Genomic DNA, 20,965 nt, shown 5'->3' on the forward strand with positions numbered 1-20,965 from the left:
TAAAACTGGCACTGAATCCCCTATCCGTAAACCAGGGATGCAGACGCTAAGACGACAAAAGACCAATCCCACAGATACATAGGAAATATCCTACCTTGGTACTTTTAGGTCTGTGCCACTCCAAGCGAGCAAGAGCTCAACGAAATCATGCACAAATACGGACTTGACTAGCCTCTGCCTGGCAGCCCTTCAAGCGACTCAAAAAATACGGCAATCAAAAAAGCTTTTGAACCGGGCGCTGTGATCGAAAATATTGAACTGAAGCACGATACCGCCTGCTGCTTTGCCGTCCACGCAAGGGCATAATAATGGCAAATAGCCTTTATCGCTCTGCCGCACTGCACAGTGCCGCCCCGAAAGGATTCGAATGAACCATTCCGATTTATGCCTCAAACCGATTCACGAACTGCTCATCGATGAGCATGGCAATCCGACGCAGTTCTGGATCCCTGCCTACCAGCGCGGCTACCGCTGGAAGCCTCTGCAGGTGACTCAATTGCTAGAGGACATCCGTGAATTCAGCAAGCGCCCCAATCCGCAGCCGGAAGAGTTCTACTGCCTGCAACCGCTAGTGATCAAGGCCACCGAGCAGGGCCGGTTTGAGGTAGTCGACGGCCAACAGCGACTGACCACTGTGTTGTTGATACTTCGGCACTTCAATGAGCGACAGACTGAAAAATTTCGCTTTCCAGTTTTCAACCTGGACTACGAAACCCGCCCGCAACTACTGTCATTTCTTGACGCGCCAAGCAAAGCCGGCGCCGACAGCAATGTCGATTACTTCTACCTGTTTGATGCCATCAATACGATTGAGGAGTGGTTCCGCAAACACTTTCACGAAGTGGATGAGATCAAGTTGGCACTGCTGAACAAAACCCGGGTCATTTGGTTCGAGCTGGCAGCCCAGGACAATGCTGTGGATGCTTTCACCCGCCTGAATGTGGGCAAAATTGCCCTGACCGATGACGAACTGATCCGCGCTCTATTTCTCAAGCGCAATGATACAACCGAAAAAGAAATTGACGCCCAACAGTTAAGAATCGCCTACGAATGGGACCAGTTGGAGAAAGCCCTGCAGGCGGACGACTTCTGGTACTTCCTGAGCAATCAGCAGGGCCGAGCGCAGAACCGTATTGGCCTGCTGTTCGAACTGGTCGCCAAAACTGACGGCATGGACAACGATGCCGACCAGGACGAGCACAGCATCTTCCATGCATACAGCAAGAAGCTAAAGGATTGCGGCGCGACCGCCAAGGAATGGCTGCGTATCAAGCAGACATTCATGATGCTGGAAGAGTGGTTTGAAGAGCGCAAGCTCTACCATATTGTCGGGTTTCTGATCCACCAGGACATGGATGTGGCCACTATATGCAAACTTTCCCTGGAGACCACGAAGAGCGCTTTTGAACGCAAGCTGCGAAAAGAGGTATTTGCCCGCACCTTCAGCCACGAAGACCTCGATACTTTCACACCCGAAGCGCTGCACCAATGTATCAGTGACGGTCTGGAAGAGCTGGAATACGGTCGCCATACATCGAAAATTCGCTCGCTCCTGCTGCTATTCAATCTGGCCACCCTGCTGGACAGCCCGCGCTCAAATCTGCGCTTCCAATTCGACAGTTTCAAGAACGGTGAGTGGGACATCGAACATGTACGCTCAATCGCCTCAAGCCGCCCCATGCGCTTACATGACCAGTTGAGCTGGTTAAACCTCTGCGCAGGTTACCTGGAAGCCCAAAATAGCGAAGAACAGGCAACGCAGATCAATCAGCTCTTGAAAGGCATCAATGCCTTTATCAAACAATCAAAGAAAGCCGATTCAAATGAAGCTTTTGAGGCGCTGTACAAAAAGCTGCTGGCCTTCTTCCAGGAGAATGATGAAGCCCCGACAGACAATGGCATCTCCAACCTGACACTGCTGGATAAAGCTACTAATCGCAGTTACAAGAATGCCGTGTTCGCAGTCAAGCGCAAAGCCGTGCTCGCCCTCGACCAGTCGGGGATCTTCGTACCACTGTGCACTCGCAATGTGTTCCTCAAATGCTACAGCCCACAGGTCGACAACGTGATGTTCTGGAGCAAGAACGATCGCGAGGCCTACCTGGCCGAAATCACCCGCGCCCTGGTGGGCTTCTTCAGCGCAACACGAGAGATTTCCCAATGAGCGAGTCTGGCACCCAGATCACCCTGAAGCAGTTGATGAACCGCCACCAACGCATCCAGATCCCGATGATCCAGCGTGACTACGCCCAAGGTCGCCCTGCCGCTGAAGATGTTCGCGAAGAGTTTCTCGGCAGTCTGCAGCAGGCATTTGCATTGGCGCAGAATGACAGTGCCCTGCCCCTGAACCTGGACTTCATTTACGGTAGCGTCGAAACCAACGGTTCTACCCGCTTTCAGCCACTCGACGGCCAACAGCGACTAACCACCCTGTTCTTGCTGCACTGGTACTTGGCTTGGCGCGACAACAGTGAGGCTGAGTTCCGTCAGGTATTTTGCGAAGGCAATAAATCACGGTTTTCCTACTTCGTGCGCCCAAGCAGCACAGAGTTCTTCGATGCACTAGTCAACTTCTGGCCGGCGCGCGAAGCAGCCGATGACGCGTCATTGGCCAACCTGATCACCAACCAGGCATGGTATTTCCGCTACTGGCGTTTGGACCCAACCATTCAGTCGTGCTTAATCATGTTGCAAGCCATTCATGAGCACTTCGCCAACGTCACGGGCGCCTACGCACGCCTGATGGACGAACAGCAACCGGTGATCACCTTCCAGTTACTTGACCTCGACCATTTCGGACTGTCAGACGATCTGTACATCAAGATGAATGCCCGGGGCAAACCGCTGACAGCCTTCGAAACTTTCAAGGCCCGCTTCGAGCACGAGCTGAAGGATCAGTTTGCCGACGAGACTCGGGAGATTAGTGGACAAACCTTCACCGTCGCTGACTTCTTTGCTCGCCGTATGGATAACCGCTGGGCCGACTTCTTCTGGGTATACCGCGACAAGGAAACTAACCTCTACGACGATGCAATCATGAACTTCTTCCATGGCGTAGCCTTTATTTGCCGCGATCCGGAAGATCCGGGCTACCTGGAGGACATCAGCACTTTCAGAAGCAAGCTGCTGAAATCAAACTATGCCCTGTACCACAAGGGCAAATGGCTTGAGCGCGACTTCTCCGCCACCCTTATGCTCCTGATGGAAACTTGGGGCGCTCAGAACAATCGATTCACCCCGATTCTGTCGGATAATCCATTCTTCAACGAAGCGGCCGTGTTCCAGCGATTGGTCAGCGATCCTGCGACCATTGCTTACACCGACCTGGTGCAGCTGTTTGCCTACGTCTCGTTCCTGCGTGCTGCGGACAAGCAAGGCGCGCAGGTCGACCCACAGGCGCTACTGGAATGGATGCGGTTGATCTACAACCTGTCGATCAACTCCAGTTACGAACGCCCCGCCGACATGCAACGTAGCTTGCAGGCCGTGTCGGGCCTGTTACCGCATGCTAACGACATTCTCAGCCACTTCGCCAACAGCGAAAAACCCACTGCGGGCTTTTACGTGCAGCAGGTCAGTGAAGAAAAGCTCAAGGCCGAACTACTACTTGCCCATAGTGGTTGGCGCGAACTGATCGATCGCGCAGAGAAGCATGGATACTTTAAGGGCCAGATCGAGTTTCTGCTGGAGTTCAGTGGAGCTCTGGCAAAGCGACGTGAGTCCGAGCTTGAGCATTGGGTCCCTAGCGAGCATCTTCATCTACAGCGTCGCTTTTGCGAATACTTGAACAAGACGGGAAAAATGTTCAACACGCGCGGCCTTATCAGCCTCCCGGACTTCCGCTGGGAACGAGCATTGCTATCTTTGGGCGACTACTTTTTGCTCAGCGGATCCAACTATTCGTTCCTGGTCAACTCGGCGTCAGAGCAGGCTAGCTGGAAACGGCTAATACGCGGAGGTACCGGAGAAAATGTGCTGAAAGCGCGCTCACTTCTGCAAAATCTGCTGGATCTGATCGATTTTGATGCCTCCGTTGAAAGCCAACTGGACGAGATGATTGCCAATGCCGACGGCCTTGAGCCTTGGCGCCAGATCATGGTGGATACGCCCGCAGTGTTCGACTATTGCGGTGATCATGCGTTGCGTTGGGATGAGCACGATATTTACATGCTCAAGAAAAGCCGCATGAGCGGGATGCACGCTGAACTGTTTAGCTATCACTTGTACGCCCAACTTGGAACGAAGCAGATGCAGAAAAAGCTCTTGCCGCTGCGACTAGTTGAGTATGAGACAGTCAGTGGCACCGAGTATGAGCCGAGCCTGTATTTGGGCCTCACATTTCAGGGGTTCGAAGTTTTCTCCTTGGTCTATTCAGACTCAGGAAGTTTCAGGATTCAACTCGCTCGAAAATCGCTAAAACCGGTACCTGACCTGGAAAAACTATTGGTCGAGACCTTCAGTTTTGAGGTTGAAAAGGAACTCATCACTCTAGCGGTCGCACGAGAGCGAATTCAGCCCACTCTGTGCGCCATGGCCAAGGAGATTAGAATCCTGGAGGCGCAATCAGCCTTGGCTTAATGATCTTTTAAACGGAGAGATAGAACATAGGCAGGTCACTTGGCCAAACGGTTACAGATCAATCGCAACACCGTGCTTACGCCGCAAAGAACGCGGCGTGAGTCTGAAGAAAGCGCACAAGTGACCGCCCTGCGCCTGGCTATTACGACTGTACTAAAGGGCCTTGAGCGCAGTCGTTTTACCGAAGTTCAAGACGCAAACCTTGAGCGTTATATCTCTTAACTGGGCCTGCAAATAACCGAATCCTGAAATGGCCAGCCCAAAGGGAAAGGGTCTCTTCAAGCGAATGGAAGGGATCCCAAGGGTAAAAGCCCTACCCGAAAGGGCTTGATACGGCAAAGGGCACCCTGCTTCGCTCAAATGAGCCGTATAAATTACTCGTGACCAAATTCAGTACTGACTTCAACCAAATTACACACACCCTAGCCGGAACCCACCGACGGCGAGTCGAGAAAGCTCCTATTTTTATAAAATTCCAGACTCTTCAGTATCTGTTGCCATTGGGACTTCATGGCAGATTGCCCCTAAAAAATGATGCGCTGCTAATGATGCTTTTCCATTGAGCATCAGGCGCCACATAGAGGAAAAGGCCGCCCCATGATTACTACTGGAGCTAGCCATGCTTTCTTTATTCCGCCGCAACAAAGTCCTTACCCTTATGGCATCTGCGCCAAGTGGCTTTACGCAACCTGCCTGCGCCCAGGCACTGCTCGCATTACCAAGACGGCAAAAGCTGCTGGGAAATATCTGGCAGCGTGCCTCGCTATCTCACCGGCAATTTGCTGATCTCTACCAGGGTCCGCTGAATCGCTACGCTGAGCTGGTTCAGCAGCTTCCTGCCTCGCAGAACCACCACCATGCCCACCCTGGCGGAATGCTTGATCACGGGCTGGAGATCGTTGCCTACGCCCTGAAAATCCGGCAGACCTACCTGCTGCCCATTGGCGCGCCACCGGAATCTCAATCGGCACAGGCAGAAGCCTGGACGGCTGCCGCAGCTTATGGCGCCCTGATTCACGATCTCGGCAAAATTGCCGTTGATCTACATGTCGAACTTGAAGACGGAAAGACCTGGCACCCCTGGCACGGCCCTATCAGATCGCCCTATCGGTTTCGCTATATGAAGGGGCGCAGCTATCAGCTGCATGGTGCAGCCGCAGCATTGATCTACACGCAGATCCTTACCCCGGACATTCTGGACTGGCTCAGCGGCTTTCCGGAATTGTGGTCGCAACTGATCTTTGTGCTGTCCGGGCACTATGAGCACGCCGAGATTCTTGGCGAAATTGTGGTCAAGGCTGACCAGGCATCGGTCGCCCAGGAATTGGGAGGTAATCCGGCACGCGCACTGGCAGCACCCAAGCAATCGCTACAACGACAATTGGCCGACGGCTTACGTTACTTGGTGCGCGAGACCTACAAACTGAATCAACCCGACGGCCCATCTGATGGTTGGCTGACACAGGACGCGCTGTGGCTAGTGAGCAAGCCTATTGCTGACCAGTTGCGAGCTTATCTGCTGACCCAGGGAATTGAGGGCGTCCCTAGTTCAAATGCGCCGTTCTTCAACATGCTCCAGGACCAGGGCGTCGTCCAGACCAATGATCAGGACAAGGCGATCTGGAAAGCGACGATCGACAATGCATGCGGATGGCGCAACACCTTTACCTTGCTGAAGGTGGCGCCGGCACTGATCTGGAGCGACCCGAACGAGCGCCCTTCGGTTTTTAGCGGCACGGTGCAAGTCCAGACCGCAAGCACCCTAGAACAGGTCTCTGAAGATCAGACGAGTGCAGATCCAGTCTCAGCTCCGGCTATTACTGTGGTGCCAGTGCCAAGCCACCCCCCTACACCCGATGAAACGGCCGCACTGCTGGCTTTGTTAACCGACAGTGAAAGCAAACTACCGCCTGGCACTGAAGCCTGTACAGACGCCAGTACCCAGCACATTGCAAAGACCGGGCTAGGCCAAGAGTTCATGGATTGGCTAAAGGACGGCCTCGCTTCACGGCGAATCATCATCAATGACGCCAAGGCACTGGTACATACCGTATCAGGCACCGTGATGCTGGTTACGCCGGGCATCTTCAAGCGCTATGTGCAGGAGTTCCCCACCTTGGAAGCACAAGCAAAGGCTCAAAATCTGAATGCCTGGCAGATGGTGCAACGCGGTTTCGAGAAACTGAAATTGCATCGAAAAACGGGCAAAAGCCTCAACATATGGACCTGCCAGGTGATCGGCCCACGCAGCACCAAACAACTTCGCGGCTACCTGCTCAATGATGGCCTGACAGCCCTTAGCGAAATGCCCTTCGACAATCCAAGCCTGAATCTTGTTACCGAGACTGCTGAGGATTGCGCATGAATACGCCAATGGAGCTGACCCACGACTATATTGCGACGCACGACCTCAGAGACGCTTCTGCAACGATCTATTTCGGTTCCACGCGGGCGTTGCTCCGGCATTTTGGGCAGACGGTCTCGGTTGAGGCCATTACCCACCGTGCCGTGCTGGCATGGCGCAAAAAGGTATTGGCAAACGGTCTATCGAAGCAAAGTTGGAATACTTACTCAAACCACATGCGCACCGTCTGGGGCTATGCCATTGAACAGGGCACTCTGACTTGCACCACAATCAATCCGTTCAAGAAAACAGCGGTCATCCCGCCAAGACGCTCCAGCAAAACCATCGACCGTGAGGCGATAAGAACTGGCCGTGAATGGCTCAAGTCGCTGGTGATCGAAGAAGAAAGTACCCACCAACGCAGCCAGATAACCCCAGCCTGGTTTTGGCTGGCCGTATACGAGATGTTTTATTACTCAGGCATACGCCTCAACGGACTACTTAACCTGCGCTATCGCGATATCAACTGGGAAAATGGCAGGATTTATGTGCGCGCCGAGACTGAAAAAACCCATCGCGAATACGCCATACCGATCGCCCCAGGCTTGGAACCACATCTGCAAAGACTAATGAATGCAGCCGATAACATTGGCTTTCTGCCTGATGATCAGTTGTTCAACGTGAATCGTTTTTCCATCCACTACCGCTCCAAAACCATGAACACTGATCAGGTAGAGGGGATGTATCGCAAGCTGATGGAGAAATTCAAAACGCGCATGACACCACATCGTTTCAGGCACACTTTGGCTACGGATTTAATGCGTCAACCCGAACGCAATATCCACCTGACCAAAAGCCTGCTGAACCATTCCAACATCGCTACAACGATGGGCTATATCGAGGCCGATTACGATGTGATACGCGCCGCGCTGCATCAGCGCAGCCTGGCTCAGGGGGCGATCACATTTGAACGGTATGTGGATGAACAGATGCCGCCTCCCGTGTGCCCGGAACCACCTGAGCAACCTTCAACGCCAGTCTTAATAGAATTCACTCCTGCGCCCGCCTCCCTCGCGCCGATCGAGGGCATCAGCATAGAGACGCCACCGCCACCGCCACCGCCAAAACCTGTGTCATCGCCGCACTCGAAGCTTCTGACACAGGTAGCGAGTCTGCCGTCGGAACGCTACTCGCTGGATCAGGCCATTCTCCCGGTGGGCACGGGACTTATTCACGAACTGGCCTGGGATGGACCCGGGACCTGGTGGAAGGACTTGAGTTTGCCACCACCGCCACCGGCGGATGAGCAATCAGACGCTTCGACACTGTTTGCATTAATGAGCATTCGAGAGGGGATGAAATGCTACGACTGGGGTTAAGGTTAGCCAGTTTGGCAAATTGACACCCGCTCACAACATGCCAGTGGCACGACGCTACTTAAGCAGCGTCATGAACAAGAAGCCTCCTCCTACACTCGCACTAACTTCCTACAGCGCACAAAATAACATCTGTCAGACACTTCGTATTTTTGATGAAGACAGCTGAAAAACAGCTACACCACATTGACATCAAAAAAAGCCAACACTAATGTTTGGCAGGAGACGGCTGCGTCTGCGAAGGTTTTTTATGTAATTACGACTGTCAGCTCTCACACCCACCAAATCCCGGACACAAAAAAGCCGGTCATCCCTGAGGATTAAACCGGCTGTTTTGGTGTAGCAATATGGTGGGTCGTGTGGGATTCGAACCTACGACCAATTGGTTAAAAGCCAACTGCTCTACCAACTGAGCTAACGACCCGCTTCGTTGTGGGACGTATAATACTGATTTCTAACGAGAATTCAACACCCGATCAGAAATAAACCCGAAATAATTCAAAAATAACGGGTTGGGTCGCTAATTCCGGCGGCGGCGAAGCCTTCTGCACGCAAGCGGCAGCTGTCGCATTTTCCGCAAGCACGCCCTTGAGTGTCAGCCTGGTAGCAGGAAACCGTCAGCGAGTAGTCCACGCCCAGCTTTACACCTGCCTGTACGATTTGTGCCTTGCTCATGTTTTGCAGCGGGGCCTGGATTCGGAAGCCCTGCCCCTCTACCCCGGCCTTGGTCGCCAGGTTGGCCATGACTTCAAACGCCTCGACAAACTCCGGGCGGCAGTCCGGATAACCAGAGTAATCCACTGCGTTGACACCGATAAAAATGTCTCGCGCCTGCAGCACTTCTGCCCATCCCAATGCCAGGGACAGGAACACAGTGTTGCGCGCCGGCACATAAGTGACCGGGATACCTTCACTTGGGGCTTCTGGAACGTCAATCGAACTGTCGGTCAGTGCCGAGCCGCCAATACCGTCCAGGTTCAGGCCAATTACTTTGTGCTCAACAGCGCCCAGATCGCGAGCCACCCGCGCAGCGGCGTCCAGCTCGGCACGGTGGCGCTGGCCGTAGTCAAAGCTCATGGTGTAGCAGCTATAGCCTTCAGCACGGGCCATAGCCACGACAGTTGCTGAATCGAGGCCGCCGGACAACAGGATCACGGCTCGTTTTTCAGTCACAACAGTTTGTTCGGTCATCTCAGCGCCCCGGCTCGTCATTCCACAGATATTTGTGCAACTGCATTTGCAAACGTACTGGCAGGTTATCCGCCACGATCCAGTCCGCCAGGTCACGGGCAGGCAAATCATGGTGGCTCGGCGAAAATAAAACTTCGCCTGCCCGTCGCTCCAGCCCGTATTCAATCAGCTTGGACACTGCCCAGTCATAGTCTTCCCGCGAGCAGATCACAAACTTGACCTGATCATTGGGTGTCAACAAGGCAATGTTTTCGTAGAGGTTACGATGGGATTCCTTGGAACCTGGCGTTTTCAAATCGAGCACGCGGCTGACGCGCGGGTCGACTGCAGAGATATCCAGCGCCCCACTGGTCTCGATCGAGACTTCGTAGCCTGCATCGCAGAGCTGCTTGAGCAAAGGAATGGCATTGGGCTGGGCCAACGGCTCGCCACCGGTTACGCACACATAACGCGGGCGAAAGCTGGCAACCTGTTCAAGGATGTCGTCCAGAGGGCGTACGGTCCCGCCACTGAAGGCGTAGGCACTGTCACAATAACCGCAGCGCAGAGGGCAGCCGGTCAAGCGTACAAAAACGGTGGGCAAGCCAGCCGTTCGCGTTTCACCCTGCAAAGAGTAAAAAACTTCGGTAATTCTCAATGTGTCTTGCATATTCGCCACGGGCGTAACAGCTAAACAGGCTGTCCGCCTCCGTCAGGCACTCCAAAAAATCTGCTTGCGCAGGATCAAGAAGAGCGTATTTCATAAAAGGGCGTGGATTCTAACGAAAAAACCCGCGACAGGCGCGGGTTTCTCGATGAAAGCATCGTATGTATTACATGCGCTGCAGATCGCGTTGCGCCAACTGTGCAGCCGAAGTGCCCGGATACTGGGCAACAACCTGCTGCAGAATGCCTTTTACCTTGTCGGTATGACCCAGGCGGCGCTCTACATCAGCCAGCTTGTAGAGCGAGTCCGGCACTTTGGCATGCTTGGGGTACAACTGGCTGACCTTGGCAAAGGCCTGGCCTGCCGCTTGCAAATCACCCTTGGCAAGGTTCACTTCACCCAACCAGTACTGGGCATTGCCCGCATACTGGCTATTTGGGTATTTGCGCAGAAAGGCGGTGAACGCCTGGCTGGCCTTGTCGAAGTCCTTGGCTTTGATCAGGTCGAAAGCAGCATCGTAATAGAGCTTCTCTTTCGCCGGATCACCAGGCTCGGAACTGGCAGCAGCCTGAGACGCAGGCGCTGCTGTATTGCCGGCGGCATTCGCACCACCAGCAGAAGAATTATCAGGAGCGGCGGCAGGAGCAACGCCAGCACCAATACGCCGATCAAGTTCCTGGTATCGCTCCAGGCTTTCTTGTTTCATGCGCGAAATATCATTTTGCAGAACTTCGATTACACCCTGTTGGCGGGCAATCTGCTCCTGCATTTGTTGCAGCTGGTTGAACAGCTCGCCCTGTGCCGAGACAGGGGCCGAAACCCCTCCCCCGGCATAGGCGCCGCTCGCACCATAACCCGGTGACGGATAACTCCCCCCGCTATTGTTATAGCCAGAGTTGTCATCGACCACAGGAACCGCAGCCCATGCCGCTAGCGGCATGAGGCTGAGAGTCAGAATAGTTACAGCACGGCGGCACGTTCGCATGACGAATTACTTACGCAGTTCGACGCGACGGTTTTGAGCCCACGACTGTTCGTCGTTGCCAGTAGCGATTGGACGCTCTTTACCGTAGGACACCAGCTCCAGCTGTGCTGGAGAAACGCCTTGCAGTACCAGGTAGCGTTGAACGGCTTTCGCACGACGCTCGCCCAGTGCCATGTTGTACTCACGAGTACCACGGGCGTCAGTGTTACCTTCCAGAACAACGCGAGCGCCGTTAGCTTTCAGGTCTTTGGCGTGAACGTCCAGAGCGCGCATTGCTTCTGGTTTCAGGTCCGAAGAATCGTATTCGAAGTAGAAAACAGTGATAGCGCGCAGAGCAGCTTCTTCGCTCAGGGAACCATCAACAGCGCCAGTGTTTGCGCCGTAACCAGCGTTTGGATCAACAGCAGCGCCTTCACCGGCATTGTCGCCGCCTTTGGACGAGCAACCTACAGCTACAGCCATGGCCAGTGCCAGCGCAGCAAATTTACCAAACTTCAGCATTTCCATCGTAAAACTCCTAATGAACCCCAAGTGTTATGTGCAACGTACAGCTATCACCACGTCAGTTCAGGTAAGGGGACCAGGAAGGTTCTCTGACTTCGCCTTGAGCGGTAGGAAGAGGGAGCCTTACGCGTCCGTTAATGGACACGAGCATCAAGACTCCCCGGCCCTGCTGGCGGGTGGCGTAGATTACCATGGTGCCGTTGGGCGCAACAGTAGCAGACTCATCAAGGTTGGTATCTGTGAGGATTTTCACGCTTCCACGCTGCAAATCTTGCGCCGCAACACGGAAATTGGTGAAGCCGTCCTGACGGTGGATCATTACCAGGGTCTTTTCGTCAGCCGAAAGCTTGGGGCTGGCGTTGTAGTTGCCGATAAAGGTCACGCGTTCTGCGTTGCCACTGCCCACATTGGTCTTGTAAATCTGCGGTTTGCCGCCACGGTCGGAGGTGAAATAGATGGTGGAACCATCTTTACCCCAGAAAGGTTCTGTATCAATTGCCGGGTTGTTGGTAACACGAGTCAAGCCACGCGAAGCCAGATCCATGACATAGATCTCGGCATTACCGTCCTTGGACAATACGAACGCCAGCTTGGAACCATCCGGCGACCACGCAGGTGCACCGTTCAGGCCTTCAAAGTTGGTGATCTGCTCGCGACGACCAGTATCGATGTTCTGCACAAAGATACGCGGACGTTTCTGTTCGAACGATACATAAGCGATACGCTTGCCATCGGGTGCAAAACGCGGCGACAGGATCGGCTCACGGGATTGCAGCAGGGTCACGGCGCGAGCACCGTCGTAGTCCGAGCGCTGCAGGGTGTAACGGGTGTTGGTGGCGCTGGCGCGCTCAGCCGTCACATACAGCAGACGGGTTGAGAATGCACCTTTGATACCGGTCAGCTTTTCAAACGACTGATCGGAGATGTAATGCGCCATGTCCCGCAGCTGTTCAGCCGTGCCCGACACACTGCCGGTCAGAACCGGTTGCTCGGTGGCTACGTTGAACAAGGCATATTGCACCTGCAGGCGACCGCCTGCTGGCACGATATTACCGACCATGACGTACTGGGCACCCAGGGCTTTCCAGTCGCGGAAAATGACTTCGCTGGCCTGGGTCGGCAAGCCAATCATGTTCTGCTTTGGAATCGGCGCGTAGTAACCCGAGTTACGCAGGTCATTGCCGATGATTTCAGCCATGTCGTCCGGCAGCACAGTACCGCCCTGCCAACCAAAAGGGACTACGGCAATTGGCGTTGCCCGATCGCTGCCACTGGTGACCAGGATGTTCTTTTCATCTGCTACAGCCATCCCTGCCAGGCAGCAGACGACGACCAGCAGTCCTCGAAAAAGTTTAATCACAAGGCTAGATCCTCAGGTGTGAATGTCATCTTGAACGATCGATAAGGATTAAAATCGCTGGGCTTCATACCCTGCATTTCCGTTAAACGGCCAATGTTCTTGACCGCTGCCACAGCCGAGCTGTCGAAAGGCCCGTCACCGCTGGATTTGGCAACCGTTACAGAGGTTACCGTACCATCTGGCAACATGCCGATTTGCAGCACCACTGTCATGTTTTTGCGCGCCGACGGCGGACGAGCCCACCCTTCTGCTGCACGAGCACGAATCAAGTCATCGAAACTGCCGGCGACCTCATCACCTTGCTCATCTGCCAGTGCTTGCTGGCGTTGCGGCGTATCGGAAAGCAAATCAGCCAGGGCTTGCGCCTTTTTCTCTTCGGTCGATTTACGTGCTGCTTCTACGGCCTTTTTCTTGGCGGCATCGGCAGCGGCCTTTTTCTTGGCGTCTTCGGCGGACTTCTTTTTCGCCTCGTCTGCTACGGCCTTTTTCTTGGCGTCTTCAGCTGCTTTTTTCTTCGCATCTTCAGCCGCTTTTTTCTTGGCGTCTTCCGCGGCCTTTTTCTTGGCCTCTTCTTCAGCGGCCTTCTTGGCCTCTTCCTCGGATTTTTTCTTGGCTATGTCAGCCAGTTTTTTCTCTTCGGCTTTTTTGGCTTCGGTAGCTTTTTTGGCATCGTCGGCTTTCTTGGCTTCATCAGCCTTCTTCGCCTCGTCTGCCTTTTTGGCCTCGCTCGCCTTGGCTTCATCAGCCTTTTTGGCTTCTGCAGCTTTTTCGGCAGCCTCTTCTTTCTTTTGTTCCGCGGCTTTTACGGCTTCCTGCTCAACCTTCTTTTGTTCCATCTGCTCGACTTCGGTCTGACGCGCGGCGGATTTCTTCGCCTCACCCGCAATCTTTTGATTGGTCTGGGTGGTCGCCTGACTCTTGGACTTGAGCTGGTACAAGGTGGCCTGAACAATCGGCTTGGAAGGCGGCAGTTCCGGAGTCATGGCAAAGCTGACAAACAGCATGCCAAAAATCAGAACGTGCAGCCCTACCGCCCAGACTGTAGGCCAAAAATAGTTTTCAGAGGCGGACGGCTCCCGCTGTTCGCGCATCAGGGAGCCTCGGTTATCAAGCCAACGTTACCGACCCCGGCCTTCTGCAGACCACCCATAGCACCCATGACCGCGCCGTAATCCACGGTCTTGTCGCCGCGAATAAAGACTTGAGTGTGCTTGCCGCCTTCATTGCCTGCGCGGATGATCTTGGTCACGGCGTCAGTCATCTGGGGCAAGGTCATTGCCTTGTCCATCTGCTTGTCGGTGTCGACTTCACTGCCAAGGTTCCAGAAGTAGGTCTTGTCAGCCTTGATCGAAATGGTCAGGACCTGGGTGTTGTTGTCTTGCGGCAAGGCCTCGCTGGAGACCTTGGGCAAATCAACCTTCACACCCTGGTTGAGCATCGGTGCGGTCACCATGAAGATGACCAGCAGCACCAGCATCACGTCGATGTAAGGCACTACGTTCATCTCGGCGACCGGCTTGCGCTTTTTGCGCGCTCGAGCGATTAAAGCCATTGGGAATTACCTGCTTATTCTTCGCTGGTGTGCACTTTGCGGTGCAGGATCGCCTGGAATTCATCGGCGAAGGTGTAATAGCGGCTGATCAGCGTTTCGCTACGCGCAGCAAAACGGTTGTAGGCAATCACTGCCGGGATGGCCGCGAACAGGCCGATGGCCGTTGCGATCAGTGCTTCGGCAATGCCGGGCGCTACGGTCGCCAGGGTTGCCTGCTGGGCAGTTGCCAGGCCACGGAAGGAGTTCATGATGCCCCATACGGTACCGAACAGACCGATATACGGGCTCACGGAACCTACGGTGGCCAGGAACGGCAAGCTTTGCTCAAGCTTCTCTTCTTCACGCGAAATGGCTACGCGCATGGCACGCGCAACACCTTCCATAACGGCTTCAGGGTCAACGCCCGGCTGCTGACGCAGACGCGAGAACTCTTTGAAACCGGCACGGAAGATTTGTTCAACGCCAGAGTCCGGATCAGGATTGCTGCCCGCCTGACGATACAGCTTCGACAGGTCGATACCCGACCAGAAACGCTCTTCAAAGCTTTCCAGGGCACGTCGACCGGCGCGCAGCATGGTGCTGCGCTGAAAAATCATGACCCACGAGGTAACCGATGCGGCCAGCAGGGTCAACATTACCAACTGCACAACAATGCTGGCATTGCTGACCAAGCTCCACATGGAGGAATGGTCGACGACGTTAGCTTCCACGCTTTATCTCCTGCTCTAAATGTTTACCCGCGCCGCTCACGTCGGCAAAGGCCGTACGTAAAGCTTCGGGAATGGCTCGGGGTTTAAAACTATCGGCGCGCACACAGGCCACCAAAAACTGCCCTTCACAGAGCAGCGTTGCATCTGCAGCCCGCCAGACCTGCTGCTTGAAACGCAGGCTGGCACGGTTGAGTTCCATCACTTGCGCACTTACCAACAGTTCGTCGTCCAGTCGCGCCGGTGCGTGGTAGCGCGCCTCGCTGGAATGCACGACAAATAACAGGTTCTCGCCTGCCAGCGCGGACTGGGAAAACCCCAATTCCCGCAGCCTTTCGGTCCGAGCCCGCTCCATAAACTTTAGATAATTTACGTAATACACGACGCCACCCGCATCGGTGTCCTCGTAATAAACGCGACAGCGATGTGCGAACGGCTCAAGCCTGTTTTGCGCGCGCATACTCTAGTGCTTACTCCTCAGGTTGCCAATCCGCCAAACCACTGTTTTTTACGCTTCTTGGCCTTTATGACCGAAGATTTTCAGCGCCAGTCCTTGAGACAGCAAAAACCTTAAAAAAATCGACCGCTAACGGCTTATTAATCATCCAGAGCATTCAAAAATTCGTCTACCACAGGCATATCGCCCAAACGTGACGGAATGTTTAAACCGAAGTGCAAATACGCATGCCGAGTCACCACGCGACCACGCGGCGTGCGCATGATGTAACCCTGCTGAATCAGATACGGCTCCAGCACATCTTCAATGGTATGACGTTCTTCGCTGATGGCTGCGGCAAGGCTGTCGACACCGACCGGCCCACCATCGAACTTCTCGATCATGGTCAGCAGCAAACGCCGGTCCTGATGATCAAAACCATGTTCATCAACATCAAGCAGGTTCAACGCCAGGTCAGCCACTGGCTTGGTGATATGCCCCTTGGCGCGCACTTCGGCGAAATCGCGCACACGACGCAACAATCGATTGGCAATACGCGGTGTACCGCGCGCACGCCGGGCAATTTCGTACGCCCCCTCAGGGTCGAGCGGCAAACCAAAGATACCTGCCGAGCGACTGACAATCGTCGCCAGGTCGTCAGTACTATAGAACTCCAGTCGCTGAACAATCCCGAAACGATCACGCAACGGGTTGGTCAGCATCCCGGCCCGCGTGGTCGCCCCCACCAGGGTAAAAGGCGGCAGGTCGAGCTTGATCGAGCGCGCAGCCGGCCCTTCACCGATCATGATGTCGAGCTGGAAGTCCTCCATTGCCGGGTACAGCACCTCTTCAACAATGGGCGACAGGCGATGGATTTCATCGATAAACAGCACATCGTGAGGTTCAAGATTGGTCAGCAACGCCGCCAAATCACCCGGGCGCTCCAGGACCGGGCCGGAAGTGCTTTTGATCGACACACCCATTTCCTGGGCGATGATGTTGGCCAGCGTGGTCTTGCCCAACCCCGGCGGACCGAAAATCAGCGTGTGGTCCAACGATTCCGAGCGCCCGCGCGCAGCCTGGATAAACAGCTCCATCTGTTCGCGCACGGTTGGCTGACCAATATAGTCGGCCAGGCTCAGAGGACGAATCGCCCGGTCCTGAACTTCTTCCCGGTCCCGCCCGCTTGAGGCCGTAATCAGTCGGTCAGCTTCAATCACTTAAATCATCCCCTTGAGGGCGCGGCGAATCATGTCTTCACTGCTCAACGTTTTATCCTTGATCGCAGAAACTGCCTTGCTCGCTTCCTGAGGTTTATAGCCCAGGGAGATCAAGGCGCTGACGGCATCACTTTCAGCACTGGCCACCGGCGCCGGAGCATCCGGCTGATTAGGCACCAGAGCGAACATGCTCGGTACTTGTTCCCACGCCTTGAAGCGATCCTTCAACTCGACCAGCAGGCGCTCGGCGGTTTTCTTGCCGACCCCCGGCACTTTGGTCAAGGCCGAGGTGTCCTGGGCCTGCACGCAACGCACCAGCTCATCGACCTCAAGGCTGGACATCAATGCCAGGGCCAGCTTGGGGCCGACGCCGTTGAGGCGGATCAGCTCGCGGAAAAAGTCGCGCTCGCGCTTGCCTATGAAACCATAGAGCAACTGGGCATCTTCGCGAACCACCAGATGGGTATGCAGGGTCAGCGGCTCGCCGATAGACGGTAACCGGTAGAGGGTGGTCATCGGCACTTCCAGCTCATAGCCCAGGCCGTTTACATCGAGAATCAGGTGCGGCGGCTGTTTTTCAGCCAGAGTGCCGCGCAAGCGTCCAATCACGTTTCAGATCCTTTTCTCTGGCCAGATCAATGGCTGACAAGTAGAGCGACAGAGCAGCATCATTACAGATGAAGCCCTGCCGGCAAGCTTAATTAGGTTAAAAACCGCGCCTCACAGGCGCAAACGTCCGCCACGGCTGCGCGCCGCCCCCAAACCATGGGGCAGCAGGCTTGAACGCGTATGGGCATGGCACAAAGCAATCGCCAGCGCATCCGAGGCATCGATTTGCGGCTTGCTGGTCAACTTGAGCAGGTGCATGACCATCATCATCACCTGTTCTTTATTGGCCCCCCCGGTGCCTGCTACGGCTTGCTTGACCTGGGTTGCTGAATACTCGGCGATTTCCAGGTTTTCTTCGGCGCCAGCAACAATAGCCGCCCCCCGGGCCTGCCCCAGCTTTAGCGCCGAATCGGCATTGCGCGCCATAAACACCTTTTCGATGCCCATAGTGACAGGACCGTACGTCTGAATAACCTCGCGCACACCACGATAGACGATCTGCAACCGCTCATGCAGTTCGCCGCTACCTGTACGAATACACCCCGAAGCCACATATACACAGCCACGCCCAGTGTCTCGCACTACGCCATAACCCGTGATTCGCGAACCCGGATCGATACCAAGAATAAGAGTCATAACGCCTGCAGCTTATGAAGTGACGCCCACCGGCAAATACCCGGACAGCTTAAAGGCAGAAGCCGGAGGTGCCCAGCGCCGCGATTGTTGCGACGGAGCACCTCCGGCCTCTTGATTGACGCGACCTGGTCTCAGGCAAGCTGTTCCAGGACGGCGTCAGGGATTTCAGCGTTGGAATATACGTTTTGTACGTCATCCAGGTCTTCAAGCATATCGATCAGCTTGAGCACCTTTTCAGCGCCCTCCAGATCCAGCTCGGCACTGGTGGTCGGCAACATGACGATTTCAGCGTCAGTCGGTTTGAACCCTGCAGCTTCCAATGCGTTACGCACGGCATAGAAACTGGAGAACGATGTGAACACATCGATCGAACCGTCTTCGTTGGTCACCACGTCGTCAGCATCGGCCTCCATCGCCGCTTCCATCAGCGCATCTTCATCGACGCCGGCGGCGTAGGAGATCTGCCCCTTGCGTTCAAACAGATAAGCGACGGAGCCATCAGTGCCAAGGTTGCCGCCGCACTTGCTGAACGCATGACGCACAGCTGCCGCAGTGCGGTTGCGGTTGTCGGTCATGCACTCGACCATCACGGCAACACCGCCCGGGCCATAGCCTTCGTAGCTCAACTCAACCATGTCGTCGGTGTCTGCGGCGCCAGCGCCGCGGGCGACCGCACGATCAATGATGTCGCGGCTCATATTTGCACCAAGGGCCTTGTCCAGCGCCAGACGCAGGCGCGGGTTGGAACTCGGGTCGCCACCACCCTGACGGGCAGCAACGGTCAGCTCACGGATCCACTTGGTGAAAATCTTGCCTTTTTTGGCATCCTGACGCTCTTTGCGGTGCTTGATGTTCGCCCACTTAGAATGACCTGCCATAACGCACTCCGAATCCCTTTAAAAACCTTGCCAGGCCTGGGCCTGACAATAAAAATTCTCGACCCAAAAAACAAAGGCGCACCCGAGGATGCGCCTTTGCAGGTCAGACTTACTCTGCCTTGGCTTGTTCGCGCAAACGAATGTGCAGCTCGCGCAATGCTTTGGCATCTACAACGCCAGGCGCTTGTGTCATCACACAGGCAGCGCTCTGGGTTTTCGGGAAGGCAATCACTTCACGAATCGACTGGGCGCCAGTCATCAGCATCACCAGACGATCCAGGCCGAAGGCCAGGCCACCGTGGGGCGGCGCGCCGTATTTCAGGGCGTCCAGCAGGAAGCCGAACTTCTCTTCCTGCTCGGCTTCTTCGATACCCAGCAGGCGGAATACCGCTTGCTGCATTTCCTTGCGATGGATACGGATTGAACCGCCACCCAATTCGGTACCGTTGAGAACCATGTCGTAGGCACGCGAAATCGCGGTTGCCGGGTTGGCTTCCAGCTCTTCAGGCGAGCACTTCGGCGCGGTGAACGGGTGGTGCAAGGCGCTGAAGCTGCCGTCGTCGTTCTCTTCGAACATCGGGAAGTCGACAACCCACATCGGCGCCCACTCGCAGGTCAGCAGGTTCAGGTCGTTGCCCACCTTGATCCGCAGCGCGCCCAGGGCCTCGCTGACGATCTTGGCCTTGTCGGCACCGAAGAACACGATGTCGCCATCGACTGCGCCAACGCGATCGAGGATCACGTTCAGGTTGGCCTCAGGGATGTTTTTAACGATCGGCGACTGCAGACCTTCCACGCCTTTGGCGCGCTCGTTGACCTTGATGTACGCCAGGCCTTTGGCACCGTAGATGCCGACAAACTTGGTGTAGTCGTCGATCTGCTTGCGCGGCATGCTTGCAGCACCCGGAACACGCAGGGCCGCGATACGGCATTTAGGGTCGTTGGCCGGGCCGCTGAACACCTTGAAGTCGACGTCTTTCAGTTGATCGGCAACGTCTACCAGTTCCAGCGGGTTACGCAGGTCAGGCTTGTCGGAACCGTAACGGCGCATGGCTTCTTCGAAGGTCATGTGCGGGAATTCACCGAATTCCAGATCCAGCACTTCCTTGAACAGGTTGCGGATCATGCCTTCGGTCAGGCCCATGATGTCTTTTTCATCGAGGAAGCTGGTTTCGATGTCGATCTGGGTGAACTCAGGCTGACGGTCGGCACGCAGGTCTTCGTCGCGGAAGCACTTGGCGATCTGGTAGTAACGGTCAAAACCGGCAACCATCAGCAACTGCTTGAACAGCTGTGGCGATTGCGGCAGTGCAAAGAACGAACCGGCGTGGGTACGGCTAGGCACCAGGTAGTCACGTGCGCCTTCAGGCGTGGCACGGGTCAGGATCGGTGTTTCAACGTCCAGGAAACCGTTCTCGTCGAGGTAACGACGGATGCTGGTGGTCATGCGCGAACGCAGGCGCAGCTTCTCGAGCATTTCCGGACGGCGCAGGTCGATAAAGCGATAGCGCAGGCGGGTCTCTTCGCCAACGTCGGAGAACTCGTTGAGCGGGAACGGCGGGGTTTCCGCTTCGTTCAGCACTTCGAGCTCGTAACCCAGCACTTCGATCATGCCCGAAGCCATGTTGGTGTTGCCGGCACCGGCCGGGCGCAGACGCACCTTGCCAGTGATCTTGACGACATACTCACTGCGCACACGGTCGGCGGCAGCGAAGGTTTCAGCGCGATCCGGGTCGAAAACCACCTGGGCCAGACCATCACGATCACGGATATCGAGGAAAATCACCCCACCGTGGTCACGGCGACGGTGAACCCATCCGCAAAGGGTAATTTCCTGGCCGTCCAGGCTTTCGTTCAGTTGGCCGCAATAATGGCTGCGCATCATGGTAGTGGTTTCACTTCTCGTAATTCGAAATTCGGTGGAAGTCTTGCGCACCGTCGGT

18 protein-coding genes and 1 tRNA gene are annotated in these 20,965 nt (G+C 55.2%); 4 read left to right on the plus strand and 15 right to left on the minus strand.

Annotated features, from left to right (window positions below):
- Positions 1-367: 367 nt before the first annotated feature.
- The 4 genes from BFC21_RS11105 to xerC all read left to right on the plus strand — a co-directional run bounded on the left by BFC21_RS11105 (position 368) and on the right by xerC (position 8,301).
- Entirely contained in the window at positions 368-2,164 is a 1,797-nt protein-coding gene (locus BFC21_RS11105; RefSeq protein ID WP_120266136.1) for a DUF262 domain-containing protein, read from the plus strand.
- Entirely contained in the window at positions 2,161-4,578 is a 2,418-nt protein-coding gene (locus BFC21_RS11110) for a DUF262 domain-containing protein (protein ID WP_162939317.1), read from the plus strand. The genes BFC21_RS11105 and BFC21_RS11110 overlap by 4 nt, the downstream gene beginning before the upstream one ends.
- A 619-nt stretch (positions 4,579-5,197) precedes the next feature.
- Positions 5,198-6,943 carry a MobH family relaxase gene (gene mobH / locus BFC21_RS11115; protein ID WP_120266137.1) on the plus strand — a complete coding sequence of 582 codons (1,746 nt, stop codon included), beginning with the start codon at positions 5,198-5,200 and terminating at the stop codon, positions 6,941-6,943.
- Positions 6,940-8,301 carry a tyrosine recombinase XerC gene (xerC, locus tag BFC21_RS11120; protein ID WP_120266138.1) on the plus strand — a complete coding sequence of 454 codons (1,362 nt, stop codon included), beginning with the start codon at positions 6,940-6,942 and terminating at the stop codon, positions 8,299-8,301. Before mobH ends, xerC begins: the two co-directional genes overlap by 4 nt.
- A gap of 345 nt (positions 8,302-8,646) precedes the next feature.
- Here xerC and BFC21_RS11125 read toward each other — a convergent pair.
- From BFC21_RS11125 to aspS, 15 genes are all read right to left on the minus strand, one after another.
- A tRNA-Lys gene (locus BFC21_RS11125) sits at positions 8,647-8,722 on the minus strand.
- Positions 8,723-8,796: 74 nt separating this feature from the next.
- Positions 8,797-9,471: a 7-cyano-7-deazaguanine synthase QueC gene (gene queC, locus BFC21_RS11130; protein WP_037001506.1), complete on the minus strand. Its 675-nt coding sequence runs from the start codon at positions 9,469-9,471 to the stop codon at positions 8,797-8,799.
- Between the two features lie 19 nt (positions 9,472-9,490).
- Positions 9,491-10,138 carry a 7-carboxy-7-deazaguanine synthase QueE gene (gene queE, locus BFC21_RS11135; RefSeq protein ID WP_048359682.1) on the minus strand — a complete coding sequence of 216 codons (648 nt, stop codon included), beginning with the start codon at positions 10,136-10,138 and terminating at the stop codon, positions 9,491-9,493.
- A gap of 163 nt (positions 10,139-10,301) precedes the next feature.
- Positions 10,302-11,120 (minus strand): tol-pal system protein YbgF, encoded by an 819-nt coding sequence (gene ybgF, locus BFC21_RS11140; protein ID WP_029611573.1) that lies wholly within the window; start codon positions 11,118-11,120, stop codon positions 10,302-10,304.
- A gap of 6 nt (positions 11,121-11,126) precedes the next feature.
- The gene (pal, locus tag BFC21_RS11145; protein ID WP_003441254.1) at positions 11,127-11,627 is read right to left on the minus strand and encodes a peptidoglycan-associated lipoprotein Pal; all 501 of its coding nucleotides are present in this window, start codon (positions 11,625-11,627) and stop codon (positions 11,127-11,129) included.
- A 55-nt stretch (positions 11,628-11,682) separates the two neighbouring features.
- Complete coding sequence (tolB, locus tag BFC21_RS11150; RefSeq protein WP_016782234.1) at positions 11,683-12,933, minus strand: Tol-Pal system beta propeller repeat protein TolB; 1,251 nt, start codon at positions 12,931-12,933, stop codon at positions 11,683-11,685.
- 47 nt (positions 12,934-12,980) lie between these two features.
- A complete protein-coding gene (gene tolA / locus BFC21_RS11155; protein WP_016782233.1) occupies positions 12,981-14,075 on the minus strand; it encodes a cell envelope integrity protein TolA in 1,095 nt (364 codons plus the stop codon).
- On the minus strand, positions 14,075-14,527 hold the full coding sequence (gene tolR / locus BFC21_RS11160; RefSeq protein ID WP_162200692.1) for a protein TolR: 453 nt from the start codon (positions 14,525-14,527) through the stop codon (positions 14,075-14,077). The genes tolA and tolR overlap by 1 nt, the downstream gene beginning before the upstream one ends.
- Before the next feature lie 23 nt (positions 14,528-14,550).
- Positions 14,551-15,246 carry a protein TolQ gene (gene tolQ, locus BFC21_RS11165; RefSeq protein WP_016782231.1) on the minus strand — a complete coding sequence of 232 codons (696 nt, stop codon included), beginning with the start codon at positions 15,244-15,246 and terminating at the stop codon, positions 14,551-14,553.
- On the minus strand, positions 15,236-15,703 hold the full coding sequence (gene ybgC, locus BFC21_RS11170; RefSeq protein ID WP_088377878.1) for a tol-pal system-associated acyl-CoA thioesterase: 468 nt from the start codon (positions 15,701-15,703) through the stop codon (positions 15,236-15,238). The genes tolQ and ybgC overlap by 11 nt, the downstream gene beginning before the upstream one ends.
- A 137-nt stretch (positions 15,704-15,840) precedes the next feature.
- Positions 15,841-16,899, minus strand: coding sequence for a Holliday junction branch migration DNA helicase RuvB (gene ruvB, locus BFC21_RS11175; protein ID WP_086798289.1), 1,059 nt, complete (start codon positions 16,897-16,899; stop codon positions 15,841-15,843).
- Positions 16,900-17,508, minus strand: coding sequence for a Holliday junction branch migration protein RuvA (ruvA, locus tag BFC21_RS11180; RefSeq protein WP_016782228.1), 609 nt, complete (start codon positions 17,506-17,508; stop codon positions 16,900-16,902).
- 111 nt (positions 17,509-17,619) lie between these two features.
- Positions 17,620-18,144 (minus strand): crossover junction endodeoxyribonuclease RuvC, encoded by a 525-nt coding sequence (ruvC, locus tag BFC21_RS11185; RefSeq protein ID WP_029611572.1) that lies wholly within the window; start codon positions 18,142-18,144, stop codon positions 17,620-17,622.
- A gap of 131 nt (positions 18,145-18,275) precedes the next feature.
- Positions 18,276-19,022: a YebC/PmpR family DNA-binding transcriptional regulator gene (locus BFC21_RS11190; RefSeq protein WP_016782226.1), complete on the minus strand. Its 747-nt coding sequence runs from the start codon at positions 19,020-19,022 to the stop codon at positions 18,276-18,278.
- A gap of 109 nt (positions 19,023-19,131) precedes the next feature.
- On the minus strand, positions 19,132-20,907 hold the full coding sequence (gene aspS, locus BFC21_RS11195; protein ID WP_016782225.1) for an aspartate--tRNA ligase: 1,776 nt from the start codon (positions 20,905-20,907) through the stop codon (positions 19,132-19,134).
- Between the last annotated feature and the right edge of the window lie 58 nt (positions 20,908-20,965).

This window comes from Pseudomonas sp. TMW 2.1634 (assembly GCF_001703595.1).
Lineage (GTDB): Bacteria > Pseudomonadota > Gammaproteobacteria > Pseudomonadales > Pseudomonadaceae > Aquipseudomonas > Aquipseudomonas fragi.